Origin of the sequence: Stenotrophomonas sp. PI_27, assembly GCF_027854495.1 — a bacterium.
Classification (GTDB): domain Bacteria; phylum Pseudomonadota; class Gammaproteobacteria; order Xanthomonadales; family Xanthomonadaceae; genus Stenotrophomonas; species Stenotrophomonas pavanii.
This window is the reverse complement of sequence record NZ_JAJNOF010000025.1, coordinates 1-22,164: the sequence shown is the minus strand read 5'-3', so window position 1 is coordinate 22,164 and position 22,164 is coordinate 1. Positions and strand designations below refer to the sequence as shown.

18 protein-coding genes and 2 pseudogenes are annotated in these 22,164 nt (G+C 58.5%); 12 read left to right on the top strand and 8 right to left on the bottom strand.

The annotated features are described in order from the left end of the window. The first annotated feature begins 837 nt into the window (after positions 1–837). From LRM18_RS19990 to LRM18_RS19970, 5 genes are all read left to right on the top strand, one after another. Positions 838–1,389 carry a hypothetical protein gene (locus LRM18_RS19990; RefSeq protein ID WP_270955355.1) on the top strand — a complete coding sequence of 184 codons (552 nt, stop codon included), beginning with the start codon at positions 838–840 and terminating at the stop codon, positions 1,387–1,389. A 603-nt stretch (positions 1,390–1,992) separates the two neighbouring features. Then, positions 1,993–4,719 (top strand): class III lanthionine synthetase LanKC, encoded by a 2,727-nt coding sequence (gene lanKC / locus LRM18_RS19985; RefSeq protein ID WP_270955354.1) that lies wholly within the window; start codon positions 1,993–1,995, stop codon positions 4,717–4,719. Next, on the top strand, positions 4,716–6,386 hold the full coding sequence (locus tag LRM18_RS19980; RefSeq protein ID WP_270955353.1) for an ATP-binding cassette domain-containing protein: 1,671 nt from the start codon (positions 4,716–4,718) through the stop codon (positions 6,384–6,386). Before lanKC ends, LRM18_RS19980 begins: the two co-directional genes overlap by 4 nt. Before the next feature lie 103 nt (positions 6,387–6,489). Then, the gene (locus LRM18_RS19975; RefSeq protein WP_270955352.1) at positions 6,490–6,624 is read left to right on the top strand and encodes a class III lanthipeptide; all 135 of its coding nucleotides are present in this window, start codon (positions 6,490–6,492) and stop codon (positions 6,622–6,624) included. Positions 6,625–6,738: 114 nt separating this feature from the next. Then, on the top strand, positions 6,739–6,870 hold the full coding sequence (locus tag LRM18_RS19970) for a class III lanthipeptide (RefSeq protein ID WP_270955351.1): 132 nt from the start codon (positions 6,739–6,741) through the stop codon (positions 6,868–6,870). A 411-nt stretch (positions 6,871–7,281) separates the two neighbouring features. Here LRM18_RS19970 and LRM18_RS19965 read toward each other — a convergent pair whose 3' ends face one another. From LRM18_RS19965 to LRM18_RS19945, 5 genes are all read right to left on the bottom strand, one after another. Beyond that, positions 7,282–8,619, bottom strand: a complete 1,338-nt coding sequence (locus LRM18_RS19965; protein ID WP_270955350.1) for an ATP-binding protein — start codon at positions 8,617–8,619, stop codon at positions 7,282–7,284. Then, entirely contained in the window at positions 8,606–10,015 is a 1,410-nt protein-coding gene (locus LRM18_RS19960; RefSeq protein WP_270955349.1) for a sigma-54 dependent transcriptional regulator, read from the bottom strand. Before LRM18_RS19960 ends, LRM18_RS19965 begins: the two co-directional genes overlap by 14 nt. 110 nt (positions 10,016–10,125) lie before the next feature. Next, positions 10,126–12,564 (bottom strand): ABC transporter permease, encoded by a 2,439-nt coding sequence (locus LRM18_RS19955; RefSeq protein WP_270955348.1) that lies wholly within the window; start codon positions 12,562–12,564, stop codon positions 10,126–10,128. Further along, positions 12,564–13,319, bottom strand: coding sequence for an ABC transporter ATP-binding protein (locus LRM18_RS19950; RefSeq protein WP_270955347.1), 756 nt, complete (start codon positions 13,317–13,319; stop codon positions 12,564–12,566). The genes LRM18_RS19955 and LRM18_RS19950 overlap by 1 nt, the downstream gene beginning before the upstream one ends. Before the next feature lie 14 nt (positions 13,320–13,333). Further along, a complete protein-coding gene (locus LRM18_RS19945) occupies positions 13,334–14,581 on the bottom strand; it encodes an HlyD family efflux transporter periplasmic adaptor subunit (RefSeq protein ID WP_270955346.1) in 1,248 nt (415 codons plus the stop codon). Between the two features lie 325 nt (positions 14,582–14,906). Here LRM18_RS19945 and LRM18_RS19940 point away from each other — a divergent pair. The 6 genes and pseudogenes from LRM18_RS19940 to LRM18_RS19915 all read left to right on the top strand — a co-directional run. After that, positions 14,907–15,488: pseudogene (locus tag LRM18_RS19940) on the top strand (IS3 family transposase); the annotation flags it as partial. A gap of 1,069 nt (positions 15,489–16,557) precedes the next feature. Next, positions 16,558–17,103 (top strand): hypothetical protein, encoded by a 546-nt coding sequence (locus LRM18_RS19935; protein WP_270955345.1) that lies wholly within the window; start codon positions 16,558–16,560, stop codon positions 17,101–17,103. Positions 17,104–18,219: 1,116 nt separating this feature from the next. After that, positions 18,220–18,555, top strand: coding sequence for a hypothetical protein (locus LRM18_RS19930; protein WP_136191753.1), 336 nt, complete (start codon positions 18,220–18,222; stop codon positions 18,553–18,555). 233 nt (positions 18,556–18,788) lie between these two features. Further along, positions 18,789–19,223: a hypothetical protein gene (locus LRM18_RS19925; protein WP_111205629.1), complete on the top strand. Its 435-nt coding sequence runs from the start codon at positions 18,789–18,791 to the stop codon at positions 19,221–19,223. Positions 19,224–19,576: 353 nt separating this feature from the next. Then, positions 19,577–19,924: a hypothetical protein gene (locus LRM18_RS19920; protein ID WP_270955344.1), complete on the top strand. Its 348-nt coding sequence runs from the start codon at positions 19,577–19,579 to the stop codon at positions 19,922–19,924. Between the two features lie 281 nt (positions 19,925–20,205). Next, positions 20,206–20,946, top strand: coding sequence for a Cthe_2314 family HEPN domain-containing protein (locus LRM18_RS19915; protein ID WP_057494350.1), 741 nt, complete (start codon positions 20,206–20,208; stop codon positions 20,944–20,946). 247 nt (positions 20,947–21,193) lie between these two features. Here the strand turns inward: LRM18_RS19915 and LRM18_RS19910 are convergent, their stop codons facing one another. From LRM18_RS19910 to LRM18_RS19900, 3 genes are read right to left on the bottom strand one after another with little or no spacing between them, the layout of a single operon-like run. Further along, a complete protein-coding gene (locus LRM18_RS19910; protein ID WP_270955343.1) occupies positions 21,194–21,625 on the bottom strand; it encodes a hypothetical protein in 432 nt (143 codons plus the stop codon). A 24-nt stretch (positions 21,626–21,649) separates the two neighbouring features. Further along, the gene (locus LRM18_RS19905) at positions 21,650–21,781 is read right to left on the bottom strand and encodes a hypothetical protein (protein ID WP_270955342.1); all 132 of its coding nucleotides are present in this window, start codon (positions 21,779–21,781) and stop codon (positions 21,650–21,652) included. Continuing rightward, positions 21,778–22,026 (bottom strand): hypothetical protein, encoded by a 249-nt coding sequence (locus LRM18_RS19900; protein WP_270955341.1) that lies wholly within the window; start codon positions 22,024–22,026, stop codon positions 21,778–21,780. Before LRM18_RS19900 ends, LRM18_RS19905 begins: the two co-directional genes overlap by 4 nt. A 27-nt stretch (positions 22,027–22,053) precedes the next feature. Here LRM18_RS19900 and LRM18_RS19895 point away from each other — a divergent pair. Then, a pseudogene (locus tag LRM18_RS19895) lies at positions 22,054–22,164 on the top strand (ComF family protein); the annotation flags it as partial.

The following is a 22,164-nucleotide window of genomic DNA, read 5'->3' as shown; positions in this document are numbered from 1 at the left end:
CGCACTACGCACGTTAGAAATGATTGGCGGCAGAATTCCGCAATGTTTGTCGCTGATCTCTTCATATAGTCGCGGTAGAATCCAAAAGCTACGTGCCACTTAATTCTGGCTCAGTTCCACCTTTGGAGCGTCGAGTCGCCACACATGGTCCTATATCAGACTCTCTGTGTTCCAGGCGCAGATGAAATCCTCCTGCTCACGTGTCTCGATCGCACAAGGTCGAACCTGACGGACTAGGTCCGTGGCCTGCATGCCAGTCGCAGCCATCCCCGTTCCCAGTAGCAACATCTAAGATCCTATCTTGGGCTCATCCTCCAAAGCAGACAAGCCCAGTTGTAGGCAATGTCCATGCCCCTAAGCACGGGCTTTGCTTTTCAGGTTCGGCCTATTTCAGTACGCAGTCTCCTGTGCTGACTGCAGTACTTCTGGTCATGCTGACCTGCCAAAGTGACGGAAGAGCCAGTGAGCCAGATCGACAGATCTCACTACGCGGACCCTTCTCCTTGGGATCTGAATGCGCTCCATGCCCAGCCTGTCGCTGGCGGCCGCTCGGCGCGCAGCTCCCTGCGACGGATAGCCCAGTGCCTGCCAAGCGTCAGCCACTGGCACGAAGAGACCGTGATCCATCGTGATTTGCTCTGCCAGATCGTCTTCGCTGGTTGTGTGTAGGGCCAGCAACTGGATTGAACTGTGAATCGGGAGAACGTAAACGATTTCCCGTGGATAGCAAAGATCAGTAGTGCAGGTTCCGCGTGCTTTGCTGAAGAGCATCCATCTGAGGCTTGCGAAAGAAATTTTGACTTCCCGACGAATCAGCAAGTTGCGAGGGCTTAAGGTGTGCTGCGAAAGTACGAGATTGTGGTGGTCGCGGCCGAGGATCTTCAGGCTGGAGAGCGGCTTACGCTAATGGCGGCGGGGCTCATCTACATTATTGTAGATAGAGAGACATACATCCCGGGCCCTGGCCTGAACACCCGGGCCAGGGAAGCGAACAATTCCCCAATGAATTTCGCTTTTTCGCCGGCTACACAAGCACTTCTTGTTCACACGCTGATCAATGGTCGAAGCCACTGCAATGCCTATAGCGCGCTGCGAGAACTGGCCAACCCGCTCAAACAGCTGGCGCTTTTCACGCAAGAGTTCACCCTTGCCGGAGTTGCCGCGGTCAAACCCATAGGCCTAAGAGCGCATGTTCAGCTGGATGAGTGCGGCGTTACTTGGAGCGCAGTAGAGTCATCTCTGACAACACCGATTGTCAACGTCCTTGTTGTTCTTCCGCGTGATCTAGCACGCTCGGCAAGAGGCAAATATCTGGCGAGGGGGCCCTTCCTTGGTCGTCATCCTGCGAACGCGATCCTCTGCGGTGCGTCGCGATCCATCAGCGACTGATCAGTCGCTGAAGAAGAGCCTCGTTTCCGAGAACATCAATAATTTTGCGCGGTTGAGATCTGGAACCGTCGCCCTGCGAGGCTCTTTCCTCAAAGCGGTCGGATTGACCTTGTTTCGCTCTATCCCTGTCGTCGCAGTCACGCCACTCTCGCCGAGCTCGGCAGACTACAAAGCGCATTGACGATACTTGGCGACACCCTTTGTCGGGATAACCACAAGCGTGTGCATTACGACCTCAAAGGACATCGAATGCCGCGTCCTGCGTCCGCTTCTGACCGATAGTAGAGATCGTCTCCAGCACAGGCGTTTGGCAGGCCGCTGCCCAGGTGGCTAGGCCATAGTTTGTGGCTGCGAGGGTCTGCAGAACTCTAGGCGATTCGGTGTCAATTTTTAAAATGGAACACTTCGTCTCAATACCAAATGGAGTGTACGTGTCGCCTGAAAACAGACTCAACAGCGAGTCATGTAAGAAAAGTCTGATAAAAATGTCGGAAAAGATGAGTTGACGCTGGCTAGCAACCGTGATTAATTCAATTTTCATTTCGAAATATGAACTGATCATAAGCCGGGCATTTGGCTATTTTTCTTCAAGGATGAATTGAAGTGAGCTACTACGAGCACAGTCTGCTGCCCTCACGCTTCTTCGAACCCATTGATGCGTACAAGCATCGAGACGACTGGGAAACAAGTATCCGCTCGCAGCTCCCCGGCGGGTGGCAGCTATTCCGATCGTCCTATTGGCTTCAGGCTGTCTCCCCCGGAATCTCATTCCCGGATCAAGGCTTCAAACTTCATGTTTCGCCTGATTACGCGCGTCTGCGCGAGCAGCTCGAAGCAACCGTCGCCGTACTGGTGGAACGCGAGGCTTCATTCAAGGTTGTCGCTGACGACTTCCTCGTTGAAATCACGAACTCGAAGAACTTCCCGCGTGTTGCATCCGGAAAGTTCATCACAATCTACCCGACCGACGAAGCGCACTTCCTCGCATTGGCGGCCGCTCTTCGTGACGCACTCTCCGGCTTCCACGGGCCTTATATCCTCACTGATCGCCGGGTCCCCGATTCGAATGTTGTCTTCTACCGCTATGGCGGCCTGCGCAGTATCCGCGGCAGCAACGAAGATGGCGGCATCAAACACCTCATCCGCGCACCCGATGGCCAGCTTGTAGAGGATCGGCGGGACCCGTCATTCTACCTGCCTGCCTGGGTGCGGGATCCATTTGATGGAATGCATGCCCCACCTGCTGCCAGCGATCCGGATGACGGCGCATTGCAGGGCCGGTTCGAGGTCGAATCGGCACTGCACTTTTCAAACAGTGGCGGCGTCTACAAGGCAACCGACCGTACCACAGGGACGGCGGTGGTCCTGAAAGAGGCGCGCCCCCACTGCGGGCTGCGTTCGGGAGGCAGCGGCGCGCGGGTGGACGCTCAACAGGCATTGCGCCGCGAGTATGAGATCCTACGTCGGCTGGAGCATCTGGGCTGTGCTCCGCGCCCGCTGCAGCTTTTCCAGGAATGGGAGCATCTGTTCCTCGCCCAAGAGATGATCGACTTTCCCACTTGGCGCTCATTCTTTACTCGGGAAGAGGTCTTCATGGGCCCCTTCGTCCGGGGCTGGTGCCGGGTGGAGAGCTTCGTAGGCGCCATGGTTCCGATCATGCGCAACACCATCGCATTGCTGCAGAGGGTGCATGCCGACGGCGTCATATTGGGTGATCTTTCACCCAACAACATCATGATCGATCCGGACACGTACGCCATCCGCGTAATCGACGTGGAATCGGCGACATTCGACGATCAGGCGTCTGCCTGGAATACCTACTGGGCAACACGTGGCTACGGCAGGCCCGAGCGAATGAACCAGACCGGCGTATCGCCAGACGATGACTGGTACGCGCTGGGCAAGTGTGCAATGAGCTCAATCATTGCCCTGGAAGGACTGACCATCTCAGAAGGCAACGAAGAAAGCATTTCAGACGTTGACCTCGCCCAGCATCTGGTCAGTTCGACAGGACTGCCGCCGACCTTCCTTGATGTCGTCACCAGCCTTCTGGCAGGCAACCCCGACCAAGCGTTGGAAGGCTTGGAGCGCCTGCAATCCTTCTTGGACCTTCCACCACCGGAACGCAGGTTTGCCGAGTTGGGCCATACGATCGCCACCGCTTCGATGACCAGTCCCATCGCCGCGCCCGATCTTGATCGGGTGGCGGACTTCATCGATGCGACCTACCGCGACGCGTCACGGACTGAATTCTGGCCTGCTGACCCTGGCGTCTACGCTACGAACAAGTGGAACCTGGCTCACGGCGCGGCAGGCATCGTCGCCTTCCTCGACCAGATGGGCCGCGCGGCGCCGGAGAAGGTCGAAAGGGCCCTCCAGTCCGAGAACCTGGCCAAGGCGACCGACGAGATCGGCTTGTACAGTGGTCTTGCAGGGCTGGCCACCTATGCGGCCATGAGAGGCCACACGCTCGGGACAGAAGAGGCTGTTTCCAAGATTTCCAACAGCCCCTATCGCCACCGCAGCGCTGACATCCTCAGCGGTGAGGCTGGGGTGGGCATTGCCATGCTCAGCATCCTGCGTCTGACCGGTCTGGAACAGGCCCGGCGCACAGCTCACGACTGTGCCCAGTTCCTCAAGCGGACGGCTGTTAAGGATGAAAATGGTGCCCGCTGGCCTTCGAGCGATGACAAAAAGACGGCATACTTCGGCTATTCCCGAGGTGCGGCGGGCATCGCGTACTTCCTAGCCCAGTATGCCACTGTCGAAGGCGACGCCGAAGCAGCCGAACTGGCCCATGACGCTCTCAAGTTCGTCATTGGCAGCGCAGTCATTGACACCCGCGGCAACCTGCAATGGTCACCGCACGCAACCGACTCGCGGTTGATGCCGTACTGGTCACATGGTTCGGCCGGCATCGGCGCGGTGTTGCTGCGTACCGGCATGCTTCTGGATGCACCGCGCTACGTCGAACTTGCCAACACCATTGCGAACGCGGCATTTTCCAAATTGTCCGTGTGCATTGGTCAGTTCGATGGCCTTGCTGGCTGCTTGGAATACCAGACCGATCTGTGCCTGTTAACCCGTACGGCAGAGGCGGCCTTCTACAAGGAGCAACTGCAGGAAGGCATCCACCTCTACGCACGACGTACACCAGAAGGCATCGCTTTTCCTGGCAACTTCGCGATGCGCCTGAGCTGCGACTTCGCAACCGGCACGGCAGGCGTGGCCATGGCGCTCAGGCGTGCGCGGCACGGTGGAAGCCGGCCACTGCTGGATTTCGCACTGCCCTCGGCAGCTCTGTTTTCGCCCGTCGAGGCAGGGCGATGAGAGCTTTCTCGCTCGGACGTCTGCTGTACACCGCACGCTATTGCTTCCTGTTCCCTTTTCGTAACCTTCGTGGTGCGCGCCATGTCCTGGCCTGGGTGTTTGCCCTGCATCTGCTGGTCACCTTCTCCTGGTCCTTTGCTGATCCACTCATCCAGCGCTTCATGATCGACCAGTTGGTCACGCGCAACATTGCCACCTTCCTGGCGGCAGTGTTCACCGCATTTGGTCTCTACCTGGCCATGCACTGGCTTTCCTGGAAAACCACTCTGCTGCGCGCCGACGCGGACAGAGTCCTGTCGGGCCTGTTGATGGACAGGGCAATGGCGGCCCTATATTGCCATCCGCCAAGGCGCGGAACGCAGGGAAGCGCGATGATCAGCCGGGTCATGAACGAACCCAGCCAGCTCGCCGGCACGACGACGTTCTCGCTGGAGATGTTCGGCATCGGCCTGACGTTCGCCTTCTCGGTCGTCTTCTGCGCCTTTGTTTCCTTCTATGCGCTGCTACCGTTGCTGCTGTTGCTGCCAGTGGTGCTGCTAGTGGTCATGCGGGATGCCAACAGTGCGCATGGCGCCGCGCTACGAGTGGAGCGCCGACGCGCCGAGGCCACCGCTCACCTCAGCCAGAGCCTGACCGCAATGCCTCTGTTCGTTCCGTTCAAGCTGCTGGGACGCGTCCGCCGGGAAGTCAGCCGCACGTTTTCAAGCTACCGCTGGGAGGCAAGACACCTACTGGCGGGTCGTGCCCGGGTCAATCGAAACGCACGCATGGCCATGTCCGGTGTAGAGGTGCTGATCTTCGCAGCGGTGGCCTTTGTCGTCATCCAGAAGGATCTGAGCATCGGTTCGTACTTCGGTCTGACTGCAGCGTACTGGCGACTGCTCAATTCGGTGCGGGACATGTCCGAGAAGCTTCCCATGGTGGCGGTTCACTACGGTAGGATCCGTCGTTTCGAGCGCTTCTGTGCACGTCGACCCGGTGCTTGGTTGGCAACCGACGAAGCCAACCAGTACACCCGGCTGCGTGTGGATGAGCTTCGCGTGCGCAGGCACGACGGCGTGCAGAACACCATCAACCTGGACATCGGTCCCGGTGACAAGCTGGTCCTGTTCGGTGCCAACGGCTCGGGCAAGACCACGCTGCTCAATGCCATCAGCTGCCCTGGCAAGGATCAGGAAGCACACCTGCAGGTACCTGGCCCGATCTCGCTGGTGGTCAGCCCGCCCGCCTTCCCCAACCTGCCGGTCCACCGTCTACTCAAGCTCGATGCCGCTGACGATCTTCAGAAGGGGGACACCGAACGCTTGGCGCGTCGTCTCGGCCTTGACCCGGCCCGCTTCGAAGAGAATCCCCAAGTATGGTCCGATGGCGAAAAGCGACGGCTTGGCATCCTGCTTGCTCTTGGCAAGAAGGCCGCTACCTACGTCATGGACGAGCCGCTGTCCGGACTGGAAGGGCGCGCCAAACGCATGGTGATGGAAGCCATCATCGAGCACACAAATTCAGCGGTGCTCATCGTCGCCCTGCACGAATCAGAGCTTATTCCCCTGTTTTCGCATCGCCTGGACATGACCGCTACGCCAACGGCGCAGGGATTGTACCCGGTCCACGCACGCCACCTCGATGGCATGGCGCGACAACAATATCCTTGCGACGTAATTCGTTGAAGATGCTGTGCGTACCAACGCACGGCTTCCTCATCCGGCGGGCAACGGGCCAACTCGCCGGGTTATGCCACTAGGCCCATGTCCTAACAATGGAGTGTTAACCATGAACAGCATTCTTGCTCTGCAGAATCTGGACCTCAAGCCGGACGAACTGATGGGCTGGAGCACTGCCAGCAATCATTGCAGCAGTGGTAGTCAGGGCTGCCAAGTCCAACAGGAAAAGCTTGAACTGAACTAAAAGAATCAGCTTACTTCCGCCTCAGGCCAAGATCGCCCCGCACGCTGCCTGGGTGGAGACGCGGAGGCTTGGGCCAGCGGAATTTCAACCATCAAACAAAGGAATGTCATCCGAATGAACACGATCCTTGCGTTGCAGAATCTGGACCTCAAGCCCGATGAACTGATGGGCTGGAGCACGGTGAGCAATCACTGCAGCAGCGGCAGTCAGGGCTGTCAGACCCAGCCGGAACTGGAGATGAACTGAACTTCAGGCCCATAGCCCTGCCGGCTATGGTAGCCCTGGCCGGGGCCAAAGGCCGCCAGCGAAAGCACGGCAGGCCTCCGGGGTTCAGGCATCCCGGCGCCGGAGCCCACTCGGGCTCCGGCGCTTCACTCCTCGCGCCACGCGCGGGCGCCACGGCGAAACCGATAAAAGGAATGCGTACTTGAACATCATTCTGAATCTTCAGATGTTGGATTCGAACGAGCAGCAGGCCGAGTTTAATTGGAGTACCGCCAGCAACTATTGCAACAAACACGTACAGCGTACCCTCGACTGAACGACCGCAGGGTGATCCCGAAGGACTACCGGATACCCAATGTCCCCGGACTGCGGCACGCAGTCCGGGGATCAGAATACGATGCCTGTAATAGCCCCGCGCCCACGCGTCTCCTGCTACGCCGATCTGGTTGCCGGACCATGCTCTCCGCCCGGCGTGTTCAGTTCGATTCGGGCGACGGCGCCTGGGCCATCTACACGATCTTCCAGCACAAGCGTGCCGCCGTGCGCATCGATGATATGTCGGGATAATGCCAAGCCAATACCACTGCCCCCCTTTTTGGTAGTAAAGAATGGGACGAACAGATTGGATGTTGCCGGCAGCCCGCTGCCATCATCGGCAACCTCAATGACAACCCTGCCGTGAACGTGACGCCAGCGCACCGTTACCTGTGCGGATCCCGGCGATTCGAGCCCGTTACGCACCAAGTTAATCAACACCTGTTCCATCTGCGCCCGGTCTATCAGAACTATCAGGTCGTCACTCTCGACGGTGACGTTCTCCTTTGGGAAGATCGCCAACGAAGTCGCTGCCAGTGCAGCCAGAGAAACCGCCTCAAGCTGTGGTCGTGGCATGCGTGCCAACTCTGCGTACTGGCCGATGAACCGCTGCAGGCTTTCGCTCCTACGACTGATGACGTCCAAGCTTTCGCGGATGTCCGCGATGTGTTCTTCGTCCATAGCTACGCCATCGCTAGGGAGCAGGTCGCGAGCGCTCACGGCCATGGACGAAATAGGTGCAAGCGAATTGTTGATCTCGTGGCTGATAACCCGCAACAGCTGGCTGAAGGTATTGGCCTGTTCTCTGCGCAGAATAGGCTCGACCAGTTGGATTACCAGCAACTGGGCAGGAAGGCCCGCGCTTCGGAGGGTGGCATGGGTAACCTGCCATCGCCCAGACCTGCGTTCGAATTCATGGCTCTGTACGGCCCCAGAGGGACAGTCCATCAAAGCCTGCAGGCCCAGCTGCTGGACCGTCAGGCCGAGCAGCCTGCTCCCGGAAGATGCAAGAACTTCCGCACCTGCAGGATTGACCAGCTTGAGGGCCTGTCGGTGATCGAACAGGAACACACCAGCATCCAAGGCAGCCAGGGTCTTCCTGAGCAGACTGCTCGCTTCTTGCTCGGCGGCATGCTGCCGTTGCAGTTGGATGGCAAGTGCATTGATCTGTCCGAGCACAGATGGTGTACCGCGCGCCGAAGACGGCAGCCTCGCGCGAACGCTGTACTGGCCTTGGCGAACAGCTTCAAGCAGGCTCATCAGCGTGTGCTCATCGTGCCTGTCGCCGCGGATGACCGCGCGTATCGCCAGCAGCGTAATGACCACGACAAGGACAGCCAGCACCGCAGCAGGAACCACCGATGGTCGGCCGATCAGCAGCACTATCAGCAACGCCGCCATTGCAGGGAGCGCCACAAGGCTATAGCGCCAGATGCGCGGCTCAATCCGGCTCATTGGCGCCGAGCCCATGCCTTTCCATGCGACGGTACAGACTCTGTCGACTCACCCCCAGCTGTTCGGCTGCCCGTTGCACGTTGCCACGGTGCTTCTTCAATGCCTCACCCATCAACAGCGCCTCTGCCTGGTCCAGCGTCAACCCCAGAAGATCGGACGCTGCGGTGGCCGTCGGCTCTGCCCTTTCAACGGGCCGATCTTCCAGGCGCAGGTCATCCACATTCACCACTTGGCTCGGTGCCAGCAGCGCTACGCGCTCCATGACGTGGGACAGCTCGCGGACATTCCCCGGCCAGGCATAGTCGAGCAGAGCCAAGGTTGCCCGTGCGGACAATTCAAGGTTGCTGCGCTGGTAGCGCCTGGCCGCGGCCTGCAGGAAATGCCGGGCAAGTTCCTCGATATCTTCCCGCCGCTCACGAAGTGCCGGCACACGCAACTGAAGCGGGTTAAGGCGATACAGAAGATCCTGGCGGAAGCGGCCGGCAGCCACCTCTGACGCCAGATTCGCGTTGGTCGCCGACACAAACCGAACGTCCACCCGTTTGGTGGTCGATGAACCCACCCGCTCGAAGGCACCTTCTTCAATCACACGGAGGATCTTTGCCTGCTGCTCCAACGGCAGGTTGCCAATCTCGTCAAGGAACAGCGTGCCCTTGTCGGCCAGCTCGATCCGCCCCTGCCTGTCGTTACGGGCATCGGTGAAAGCACCGCGCACATGCCCGAACAGTTCACTCTCGAACAGCGGGGGAGCCAACCCCCCGATGTCCACCTTGACGAATGGTCCATCCCTGCGCGGCGACTGTTGGTGAAGCAATCCGGCGAGCATCGACTTCCCGGTGCCGTTCTCACCCAGCAGCAATAAGTTTGCATTGCTGCGGGCGACTTGAAACCAGTCCCGCATGAACGCCTGCATCGCGGCGGACCGAACCACCATCTCCCCCGTGCCGTCTGCCATCAGCAGTCGCTGTGCCTGGCCAAGCGCATGATTGTCGCGTTGGCTTTGACGCAATGCCACACGTCCCTGCAGGACGCTGAGCACTCGGGTGTTGTTCCATGGCTTTTCGATGAAATCGACAGCGCCCGCACGCATGGCATGAACAGCGAGCTCCACGCTTGCCCAGGCCGTCATCGCGATCACCGGCAGCGCTGCATCACGCTCGGAAATGCGGGCGATCAGCTCCAGCCCCTCTGCACCGGACGTCGTATCCAACTGGTAATTCATGTCAACCAGTGCGGCAACTACATCCTGCCGTTCCAACTGCGCCATTGCTTCGGCAGGATCTGCCGCCTCCACCATGCGGAATCCGGCCCGCTTTAACAACAGGCCGAGTGCGCGCCGGATGTCATCTTCGTCATCAGCTACGAGAACTAATCCTTGGGAAGGGGGGGCAGTCACTGCAGAAACTCCATCGGGACGGACACACTCTCCGGGCAAGCAGATCCACTTTGAGGCGAACGGATCGGCGCGTCAATGGAGGAAGGGGGGGGGGCCCCCCCCTTCCGGGCTCAGTTCTGCCTCAGCATTTTCATGGGATCCGCACGTCCTGCACGGCGCGCCGGCGCAATGCTGGCCAGCAGCCAGGCGATGGTCAATGCAACCACCACCACCACGATGGACAATAGGTCCGCAGCGTGTGTCTGAAACAGGAAGCTCTGGATCAGCCGCGACGCTGCCATGGACGCGGCCAGGCCGATCAGCAGACCCCAGGCCAGTTGCCTGCCGCTTTCACGAAGGACCTGCAAGAGCAGCTGACGCGGCGAAGCCCCCAGGGCAGATCTCATACCGAACTCGTGACTGCGGGCCGCGATCGAGTAGGCCAGCACCGCATACAAGCCAACGCTTGCCAGCAGCAGGGCCAGTGCGGAGAACACGGCTACCAGCAACAGGTTCAGTCGTTGCTCAGAGGTGGTCGAGCGGACCACTTCGTTCATGCGCACGACATTGGAAATCGGCTGCTGGTTGGAGACCGATGCCACCAACGCCGGCAACGACTGGGCAAGTTCGTTTTCATCGGCACCTCGCAACCTTACCGCGTACTGCAGCGGCATGAAGTCGCGGATCATCAACCACAGGTCTGCGTCTACCTGCGCCAACGGCACATAGACCAGTGGCGGTACCGGCTGGGCGGGACCAAACTGCCTGACATCCCCAACGACACCCACGATGCGCATCACTACGTTTCCGTTGTCTCCCGGCACGGTAATCTGCTGGCCCACTGGATTACCCGACAGATACGCCTTGGCGAATGCTTGGCTGATCACGCAGGTCCGGGGTGAATCCGCTCGCTCCTGGGCGTCGTCGAAGGACCGACCCGCCAGCAGGGGAATGCTGAATACAGTAAAGAAGCCGTCGGTGATTGGCCGGTACTGGCTACTGATGGTCCGTCCGGTGGGGAGCTCGATGCCCATGTTGAACTGTGAGCCGGTAGGCAGGTTGGTGCTGATGGCCGCTGAGGTGACACCGGCCCTCTGCTGAACCGCGTCCAGTATGCGGCGGCCCTGCGCGAGCACTGCGGTGATATCGGGTTGGTCACGCACTAGCGGCGACAGCGAGAACGTCACGATCGAGCGGCTTTCGAATCCCATTGGAACCGCGGCCAATTGTTGCAGGCTGCGCCCGAACAACGCTGCTGTAAGCAAGAGCAGTACGGCCACTGCGATTTGCACCGCGATCAGGATGCGGGCAAAGCGGCCCGCTCCCCTGCTGATACCACCACGACTGGCATTCAACTCGATCACCGGTCGCCTACGGTCAAAGCGGAAGAATCCAATGACCGCAGCGGTCACTGCACCGATCTGGGCGATCGCGAATGTGCTGCCGATTGTCAGTACCCCGGGCCGTGTCAAGTTGCCCTGTGTCCACTCCAGCGGAATATGCGGCGCGAGCAGGATCAATCCGAACCAACCAGCCAGCAGGCCAACTATGCCGCCAATAAATCCAATCAACACCGCTTCGGATATCTGTGGCATCAGCAGGTGTCGGGTGCTGGCGCCCAAGGCGATACGTACGGCAGCCTCATGGGCATGTGTCGATGCCCTGAGCAACATCAGGTTGGTCAGGTTGGTTATAGCGATCAGCAGCACGCACAACGCCACGCCCAGGAACATTAGTGGAACGTTTCCTGAGCGACTGACGAAGACGCTGTCCTTGAGTGAGGACGCGGTGAAGCGGGTGCGCTCCAGTTGCAAGCGCTCTCCCTTGCTTCTGGCCATGGAGGTGGCAAACGCACGCATGCGTGTATCTGCTTCCGCGCTCGCCTCCTTCAGCGAATGACCAGATGCAAGACGACCAATGATGTATTCGTTTGCTGCCATGCTGCTGCTGGTGGGATCATGCCGCAGTGGAAGCAGTACATCGAAAGGGTCCGGCCACACGAACGTGGCGGGCAGGACCCCGACGATAGGAACCTGCTCCCCTTCGATGGACAGCGTTCTGGTCAGCACGTCCTGTGAACCAGCGAAGCGACGCTGCCATAGGTCATGACCGATGATGACCGCTCGTGCACCGTTGACGCGGTCCTCGCTGTCGGTGAAGTTGCGGCCCAGCGCTGGCGCAACCTCCAGCGTGCCCAGGAAACCCCGATCGGCTGCCAGGCTCTTCAGCACCTCCGGCACGTCCGCGCTGACGGTATTCATGTTGCGAGTGAAGCCCTGAACCAGCCCCGTGGCCTGCAGTGATGTCATCTGCCGTGCCTGGTTGTACAGCCCTGGCGAGCCGACGGTCATCACTCCGCTCTCGTCGAGAATGCCGACGGTAACAAGGGATGCGCTGCCCGGAAAAGGCAACGGCCGCAGCACTGCCTGTTCCAGCAACGCAAGAACCATTGTGATCGTTGCAATTCCCAGCGCCAGCGTGGTGCCCGCCAGTACCAAGTACGTGGGTCGCCGCAGCAGTTCTCGCCAGCTTCGACGGGCATCCATCATCATCGACATGACATTGGACATCACGCAAGCTCCAGGTCGGCTGCGCCGCGCGCACCGCTCGCCATCGAGCCATCGCGCGCTAGGTCTTCATCGACGATGCGACCATCGAGCATGTGTATCACCCGGCCGGCGCGGCGCGCGAATGCAGCGTCGTGGGTAACCATGCAGATAGTGGACCCAGCGGCGTGCAGCGTCTCCAGCAGTTGCATGATCGACTCGCCGTTTCTGCTGTCCAGGTTGCCGGTTGGCTCGTCGGCGAGCAAGAGGGACGGATTGCCGACCAGGGCGCGCGCAACAGCGATGCGCTGCTGTTGCCCGCCTGACAACTGTCCCGGGTAGTGTTTCGTCCGGTGTGCCATGGCGACCATTTCCAGCACCTCCGTGACACGCTGGCGTATCGCCCGCCTGTCATGTTTGGCACGGTAGGTGAGCGGCAGCGCGATGTTCTCCTCCACCGTCAAGTCGGCGATCAGGTTGAACGACTGAAAGATGAAACCGATGTGGCTGTTGCGCAGCCGAGCACGAGCGGGCGGCGCCAGCCCGCTCATCTCCTCGCCATCGATGGAGTAGTGTCCGCCATCGGTTGAATCAAGCAGGCCCAAGATGGACAGCAGCGTGGATTTACCGCAGCCCGAGGGTCCGGTGATGGCGACAAACTCACCGCGCCCCACCTGCATGGTGATATCAGACAGCGCGTGGGTTTCAAGTTCGTCGGTATGGAAAACCTTTTCCACATTCTGCAGGGAGATGAAGGGCGTAGCGTGATTGCTCGTCATTAGATGCTCCTTGTTCATTTGATGCGGACCTCCTGGAAATCACCCCATCGACTGGTGTCGGATAGTACGGCGCGCTGGCCTGGGCGCAAGCCGCTGCGAATCTCGATGCGGTCACTGGAGGCAGCGCCAAACTCTACCTGTACCCAATGTGCGCGGGTGCCGTCGCTATCAAGGACCAGCAGTCGTCCCTCACTTTCCGCCGCGGCCAGTGCCGGCCGCCCCAGGCTTGCAACGTTGTGGAGTGTGCCAAGCAGTATGCGGCCATCGACTGACAAGTCTGGTCGGGCACCGTCGGGCAAGGTAGCCGGCAACGAGACATCGACGGTCACCGCCCCCTCTCTCACGGCGGGGTCGACGCGGACGATCTTGCCTTCAACGCTGCCGTTGCGCGTATCCACGGCGACGGCAAGCCCCTGCTCCAAGCCGGAAGCAAGCATTTCGGGCACCATCAGACGCGCGATGAGATCATCCGGCCTTGCAACCCGTGCCAGCTTCGCCCCAATCTCGACCTGCTGGCCTTCCTCGACTTCGACGTGCTGCAGCACGCCGGCGATCCCGGCTTTCACTTGCAACGACTCCACCTGCTGGTTGGCGACATCTAATGCACTGCGAGCTTCATCAAGGCGCGCCATGGCTGCGCTGGTCTGCGCCGCCATTGTCTGCCGGAACACGGCGACACGGCTTTTCTCGATGGCCGATTTGCGCTCGGCCTGCTTCTCGACGATTTCGGTCTGCTTCAGCTCGACGAGCGAGAGAATACCCGCGTCATAGGCGCGTCGATGCGCGTCTGCCTTAACCGAGGCGGCGCTCCATTCCGAGTCGGCTTGCACCTCGGCGGCCTGTTGGTCCATCAACTGGGAAGCAAGCGATGCTCGCAGCGCCGCTGTATCCGCCTCTGCAGCGACCAGTGCTGATTGGGCTTTCTTCTGGTTGGACAGGAGCTCGCTGTTCTCAAGCTCGAGGATGACTGTGTCGGCCTGTACCGTCGTACCGCCTTGGACCACCACACGCTTCACCGTGGCCGTCGCCTTGGCAGTAATCCAGCGTAAGTCCTTCGGCACCAGCTTTCCAGACGCGCGAATCTCGCGCTTCATATCCCCCTGGACCACGCCGTCGATCCACAAATCGCTTGACGATACCGACGGGGCTGCCGTGCTCAGCGAGGCCAGCGCGGCGCCGATAGCCAATATGCCTGCCACTGCGCCGACGACGATGACGGAACGCCGCTGTCTAGTTGACCCTGGATTCTTTTTTATGTCCATGCATGGGAACTAGCAATCTTCGTGCCAACCTTTTCTGCCCCGTCGGTGCAACGACCTGCACCGCAGGCTGTACTCAATTCCGCATGATTCCGTCCGATTCCGGACAGTGCGGTCACCGCCGTGTCCGGATCGCCCACCCGGAAAGGCCCGAAGGTGGGCGTGCGCAGATTTTGTGCAAACGGGATTCGGGTTACAGCTGACCGGCTCGCCCTTCAAACTGGATGGTAAATCGGCTCTGCTGCCTTCCGATCACGGATGGCTAAGTGGGCTGCTGCCGGTTTCAAAGACACCTTGGTGAGGTGGAAGATGAGACCGGAGGTGGTTCATGGAGAGAAGAAGGACATTCAGCCGCGAGTTCAAGCTCGGGGCGGTCAGGTTGGTCATCGAGCGTGGCGTGGCTGTGGCCCAGGCAACCAAGGAACTGGACGTTCACGAGAACGTGCAACTGGGTTCGTGAGTTGCGAGGGGAGCCCCAGGAGGCGTTCCGTAGCAACGGCAAGCAAAGGCCCAGGACCCGGAGATGGCGCGACCGCGCAAGGAGTTTGCCAAGCTCAAGATGGAGCGCGACATCCTGAAAGGAGCCGCGGCCTACTTCGCGAAGGAAGCGATGTGATGTTCGGGTTCGTGGCGAGACACCGGGGGGTCTGGCCGGTCAATCTGATGTGCGAGGCACTCAGTGTCTGGGGGGCTTCTACGCGTGGCTCACACGGCCCAGGATCCAGCGCAGCCTCAGCGATGAAGTGCTGGGCGCGCGGGTCCACAGAGCTTCGTGCGCAGCGAGCGCACCTACGGCGCGCGCCGTGTGTGGCACGACGTGCTGGAGCAAGGTCAAGCCTGTGGTCTGCACCACATCGAGCGACTCATGCGAGATCAGGCACTACTAGCCAGGCCCCGACGACGTGGACTCACGCCAAATTACGTGAATGTCAACTTTGCGCACAATGCGAACGTTGGCGCCGCACTGTGCGCCTCGTCTGACGGAGCGACCGCTCTTGGCCGGAAGCAGACATCAGCGCTGCGTCGGCGCCTGGCGCGGTGCTATTCTCCGCTTTCGCCCCCTAAGCAGACATTCTCCTCCGATGCCGCGAGCTGTCGTAACTGTCCTGTTAGGTGCGAGTGACGACGCCGGTTCCGAGGCTACGTTCAATGCCGAGTGGGAGCTTGTCGAGCAATGGTTGGACCGCTGGCGAGATAACATGGCTACCTGCCCCGAAAACTTTGAGGGGTGCGGTTGTTGCGTCGTGTATTGGGAAGTGGATGCACCGCAGTGTGCGCTAGAGGAGCTTCCTTCCCATCTCTTGACCGGCACGTGGTAGCCGACAACGAACGTCCGCTTCTGCCATTGGTGTCGCCGCCGAGCCTAGCGCTGGCTCCGGTTAAACGTCGGCTTGTTAGCCGGGCCCAGCGGCCCTAAGATCGGGCTGTAACAAGGTCTAAGCCCAACGTATGGCGCCTTGTGGGTAAGTCGTATAATCGGGCCCACGGGTCCGTCTACTAGGTAGTTAGGCCTTGTCAGATGATCTCTAAGTACTCCACTGTGGTCGTTACGGAGATTCGGCATCCACCGACGTTCTACGATCCATTCAAGATCAATAAGGTGCCGCCCCAGGTTGGGGACCGAGGTGCTGTCGTCGATTTGCTCCGTGGATTCGGTCTGCCCGACCGATACGTTGTTGAGTGCGTCAGTGGGTCGGGTGAGACAATTTGGCTTGGCGATTTCTCGGCGGATGAGCTGGCCTTGGCACCGGCCGACGCCTAACAGTGCGTTCAAAACGAACCCGCTTCGCGGGTCGGCTTGAATCAAGATATTGGGCCTCTGCGATGAAACATTTCTTGCAAGTCCAAGACACGTTCCAGGTAACGGGCAGAGGCCTGTCGGATTCGACTGCCGACCGGCTTCTGGTGGCAGAGGCATAAAAGTTCATTAAAGCCGAACTCGCCTCGTGAGTCGGATTAATTTCATGGTTAGGGCGCACATGACATATCTCGTCATCTTGCAGGAAATTGACTCTTATCTGATTGAGCGATCTGGCGGTCACGTCGGAGAGAGTTCAAGCTTCTCGTTGGAAGTTATTCTTGATGGCCGAATCATTCGGATCGATCCCCGTCGAATACTCCGTGTTGCAATGCGCGGAGACCTTCTCGAGGAGCTGATGGATGAGGACGCCGATATCAATGCCGCCATGGAGCCTTATAAGGGACCCCTCAAGGGCGGAAGCATGCACAGGCGAGATAAGCGCTTTGGCTATGACGACAAATTTTGGGATTGGTGGCACCGCATCGGCAAGCCACAGAATGGCGGGAAAGATATCGAGACGAAGAAAGAAGCCGACGAATGGCACGACATCTACGTCCGTTCCAAGTTCCTCATCCAAAATAGTCTTTTTGAGAAATTTATTCCTCTCTTAAGCAGCAAGGAGCGCCGCAGCGCGAGACTCTCTATATGGATCATTGCGCTGCTCGTGGTGCGCTCTAAAAATTCACTTGAGACGAACCCGCTTCGCGGGTCGCCTTTATTCTAGAGTTAGGCATTCACGTCAGGCCGTCGCGCTCAACTCGGGAAGCTGCAGGCCCATCTCCAAATACTTGTTGCACTGCTCCGTCTAGACTCGGGGTGCCCATGGACGGGCTGTTTTGAGCCGTGTCTTTCTCATGCACGGCTGCTCGCCAGCCGTTCTCCAAGCCAGGATGAGCTCAATGCCCATTCCGGGTCAGTCATGCCTGTCTTTGGCGGCATGGGCAGCTTCAATGACTACGCGCTGTGGCGAAACGGACAAATCATTCGTTGCATGGAGACGCTCACTGAGGCTGGCGGCGCCGTTTATGAGTCCGGCCTCGATTTGCGTCGCATCGATGCCTAACAATTCATTCAAGCCGACGCCGCTTCGCGGAGCGGCTTAATTCCAGAGTTCGAGCGGCCGCTTCTGGCCGGAAGCAGACATCAGCACTGCTTAGGCGTTAGCCCGGTGCTATTCTCCGCTTTCGACCCAAAGCAGACATTCTCCTCCGATGCCGCGAGCTGTCATAACTGTCCTGCTAGGTGAGGGTGACGACGCCGGATCCGAGGCTAAGTTCAATGCCGAGTGGGAGCTTGTCGAGCAATGGTTGGACCGCTGGCGAGACAACATGGCTACCTGCCCCGAAAACTTTGAGGGGTGCGGTTGTTGCTTCGTGTATTGGGAAGTGGATGCACCGCAGTGTGCGCTGGAAGAGCTTCCTTCTCATCTCTTGACCGGCACGTGGTAGCCGACAACCAACGTCCGCTTCTGGCCGAAGCGGACCCGCAGTCCAGATGATTCCGATATAGGTGCAGCCATCCGCCTGCGAGAGAGTACGGACACGATGAATCCAATAAATGACGTAAGCCAGTGTGACGCCAGAATTCGACTCTACACACCTACGTGGAGCACGAAGAACCATTTCAGGTGATGACTTCGGCTCAGGGGGGATGAGGATCTTGGAGATGCATTTCTGCACGCTCCATTGATTATGTTAGTTTGATTGGCTGAACAACAAGATTGCTCTTCACGGGATTAGGTGCCGGGTGGCGCTGATAGCACTTTTCGAACGCAGCAACAGGAATTTACGCTGGAACGAATCGCAGAAGTCCTGCGCATCCAAATAGCTAGAGGCCAGTCATGAGTTCGACCGTCGAGTTCTTTGTTGAGACGATCGCCAAGGATCGCACTGGGAAGTCGGTGTACGTGGGTTTTGTTGTCACGGGCGGCCCGATATGCGTCGGAGACAAGTTTGTCTCGATGTATGAAATTCCGAGGACACTGGAAGACATCCAGCTGGGACGCCGGCGCACCTCTCCAGAAAACGTCCGTGACATCTCTATTGGTGTGGATGCAATAGATGCAAACAGGCGGCGAGTACAGGCGCTACCTGAGGGCGTGACCGGTGCACTTTATCTAACGGGTGAAGACGTGGCGTTTATTGGAGCTCGAACATACTTGCTAACGTCGGGTTGACCTAAGTGATCCTCAGTCATTGCCAGCGATACGATGCTCGGCGGCGATTGCCCGATAGAGATCCGGCTCTTGCGCGCCAGTGATTTGCCAATCAAGGAAGGCGAGATAAATTTCATACAAGGACAGGCTCTGAAAGCTGTGCTTGGAACGGGGATCACGCTCTATATTTTCAACGCGAGCGTCCTCAAGTACGATCTCCCGATACCACGGGCTCACACTGTCAGGAGCGATGGATGAAGGTCGTCTACAGCTTGCGCAATGATCTTGAGAAAGATCAGTCCAGGATTCGAGATACGCAATCCTTGACGTTGAACGATGCGAAGCCATTGCTCGGATTAAAAGGCAATAAGGGGCTATTTGGTAGCGAGGAGTGGTGGTCCAATATCGAGTCTGGAGTCATTGAGGGTGAGTGCGTCACGGGTGTAATTGCGAGCCTGTACGTTGCGGGGCAGGAGCGCCTCGATCACCCAAACGAATTCGAGTTCACCCTAAACGATGGGAGTTCAAGGTCGGAAGCAATCTTGACGGATGATCCAAATTCCATTTCTGCATACGCCATCGGACGGAAAGTTCAAATTCACTACGCGTACGATGAGCTTAAGTGTCCCTTGAGAAACGGGCTTCCTCAGTATCTGGACTTCGTTGTGAGAATAGAGATCGAAGAGTGATAGCGTCAGTTGGCTGCGGTGCGGCACGCGATGAAGTGCGGCTCCACTTGCTTTTCATGCCCGTTTTCTGGCGCGAAGACTCGGCTTGTGAATTCGCGCCTGTGGTGAACGTCCGCTTCTGGCCGGAAGCGGACATTCGATGTCGTTATCACCGGTCTCGTCGATCCGCTCATGAGTCGGCTTGTTAGCTTGTCTCATTCGCCCTAAGATCTAGCCCTGCCAAATGAATAGCTCGCCATACGGTGCGCTGTGAATAAGTTCTGTAGCCGGACCCAAGGACCGGGGATATCAGGTAGTTAGGCGCGCAGGGAAATTTCATTCTTAACCTGTTCAAGAGCAGACGTCGGCCATCTGTGAGCAACAACCTTTATCTAATCAACGTGCACATCGGTCGTGGCACTAGCGCCGAGATGCCGGAGCAGCTTGTTGGCGCTTACGTTCCGTCCTTTGCTGCTGCGCCGGACCCCGAGTCGGCCGCACGGCAGGTCATTTCAAACCTAACAGGTCGCGGCTTCGAGTTTCTTGGCATCTCTGACAATAAAATCCACCAGCTTGACCCGGCGGCTTGGGATTTCTACCTGAAGAGCGCTTGGCCCGAGTTTTTGGATACCTTTCCGAGCCAGGATCGGGTCCAAGCTGGCATGGCTTCCGGGCTGCTATTTTTTGGGGCGTTCGTTGGATATGAGCCGGAGCGCGCCTAAGAATTCATTCAAGCCAAACCAGGTTTGCAGGGAGACTCAATTCAAGCGCTAACCTAGGTCTGCTTTTGGCCGCAGGACGCCATGCGATCCATAACGGACACTTGCAAGAGCGCATGCTCCGTATTGTGCTGTGCTGGGTCCGATCATACGCTGGATTGTTAGACGGACTCAGTCGACCTAAGATCGAGCTGTATCAAGGGGAAGGCGCGCGGCTGGGCGCTTTGTGGAGGTGCCATTTAACTGGACCCACAGGTCCGTCTATTAGGTAGTTGCAACCCGCGATGGATAACTTCGTCACATTGAAGACAAGCAAGTTCGTAAAACTTGTTTTTGAGGACGCGCTAGGCTCGATGAACGAAGAGCCAGGGGAGTTATCTCCATCAAACGCCACGATTGATGAGTATCAGTTCTACCGCCAGAGAGTTGGCTTTCATCTCGCACACGCTTTGACGTGGCTTGATCAATTAGACTTCGCTGTTGAGCTCCTTGCCAACTATGACTATTCAAAGAAGATTTCCGCATCTCGCGCAGATCATCTGATCTACAACATTGAGAACTATCTGATTCGCGCCAACTCCGCGTATGACAGAGCACTTCAACTTGTCAATTCAGTATTCCACCTCTGCGTTCACGAGGAGCACGTAACGCACTCCATTATCATCACTAACACCAAAGTTCAGCACCGTCCCGCCGTCGTTGCAAAGCTAAAAGCTTTGCGTAAAACCCTAGATTCGTACGCTCAAGACCGACATACCATCATCCATAAACACTCACTTCTTGACGAAAAGATGCGTCGCATAGAACTTTTCTATCAAGACGCAATTTTTGAGGTCATGGATTCGGACAGAAAAGCAGGAATCAAGGCTTTTCGTGCCAACTACCTGCGAGAGTTCGTTGTTTCCAAGAAGCAAGAATTCAATGGTATGAATGCCAAGCTGGCCGTTTCGGTACACAATCTACTTGAAACACTTGCAGTGGAATACGATTTTCAAAAGACCCAGTTCAAGGCCCGCGGGTTCTAACAGTTCATTCAAGTTGAAGCCGCTTCGCGGCTCGATTTACCTCTGACGTTGAGTGTCCGCTTCTGGCCGGAAGCGGACGCTTTGTCTGACGCGGCGCGCCGGTCCAGTGGGGCCTTCTGGCCGCCTAGATTTTCTTTGTTCCAGGGCTCGAAGGGTTGAGGTGTGTGAAAAATTGCCATGGCCAACTCCTAGTAGAGGGGGATTGGCCAGCATTCGCCTAGCTCGAGAAGCTGGGCGTGATGCAACTCTAAGCAGCCGTTTGGCAGCGGTGTGCCAAAACCGGCCATACGCCCAGTGCGAAGCCGTCGGGCAGAGATGCAAAGGGCGGCGGGTCCGGCTTCATGACATCGCCGTCGTCGACATCACCGTCAGCGACATCCCAGCCGAAACTGCTGCGCGCCAGTACCACCGCACGGGCCTGATGGAGAATATCGGTGGGTTTCAGGCCGTCGATGAGCGCGGTGAGACGTGCGCGCACCTCATCAGGCATAGCGTCGCCCTCGAAGCGCAGCGCTATGCGGAAGCCAATCCACCCCTCGATCCAGGGCCGCTCGGAAGAGAAGTGGGTCGCTGCCCGTTCGAGTGCATCGTGACAGGCGCCGAAATGCCACAGCTCCCTTACGTTATGGGCAAGGTGGCCCCGGGTGTTTTCGATGATTGGCGAAAGCTCGACCACCAAGTCGACCGCGCCGTTGTACCAGGCCTAGATGTCGCCATAGGTCAGCGGGTGCCAGCCATAGTCGCGTGACCGGGCGCCGAAGTCGAAGTCGCTGGATGAACTGAAATGGTGTGCCTTCAGCAGCGCATCGAGGGCGATGCCGGCGCAGCGCGTCAAAGCCGGATCACCAGATTGCGCAAACCACGCACAAGCGATCGCGGCTGGTCCGGCAAAGCCTTGGTGCCGGGCAGGTGCAGGTGAAACAGCCAGGCGAACATGTCCGATGCCGAGTTCTTGTTGTGATTGGGCGGTTCGGCGGAAAGGAACCGGGCAAGCAATGTCGCCGCGCGGCCGAATGGCGTTGGTTCGTAAGCGAGGAGCTTGGTGACAGAAATAGCGAATGGGTGATGAATTCTTGTCATCGGCGACGAAAATTTTGAACGTGCATACTGCCGCCGGTGGACCAGCTGCTGCTGCGCTACAAGTTTCATCAGGACCTGGCGGCTGGTCGCCTGCTGGCGCAGTTGATGCAGCGCGCACCACCGCCCTGGTCATGCCCG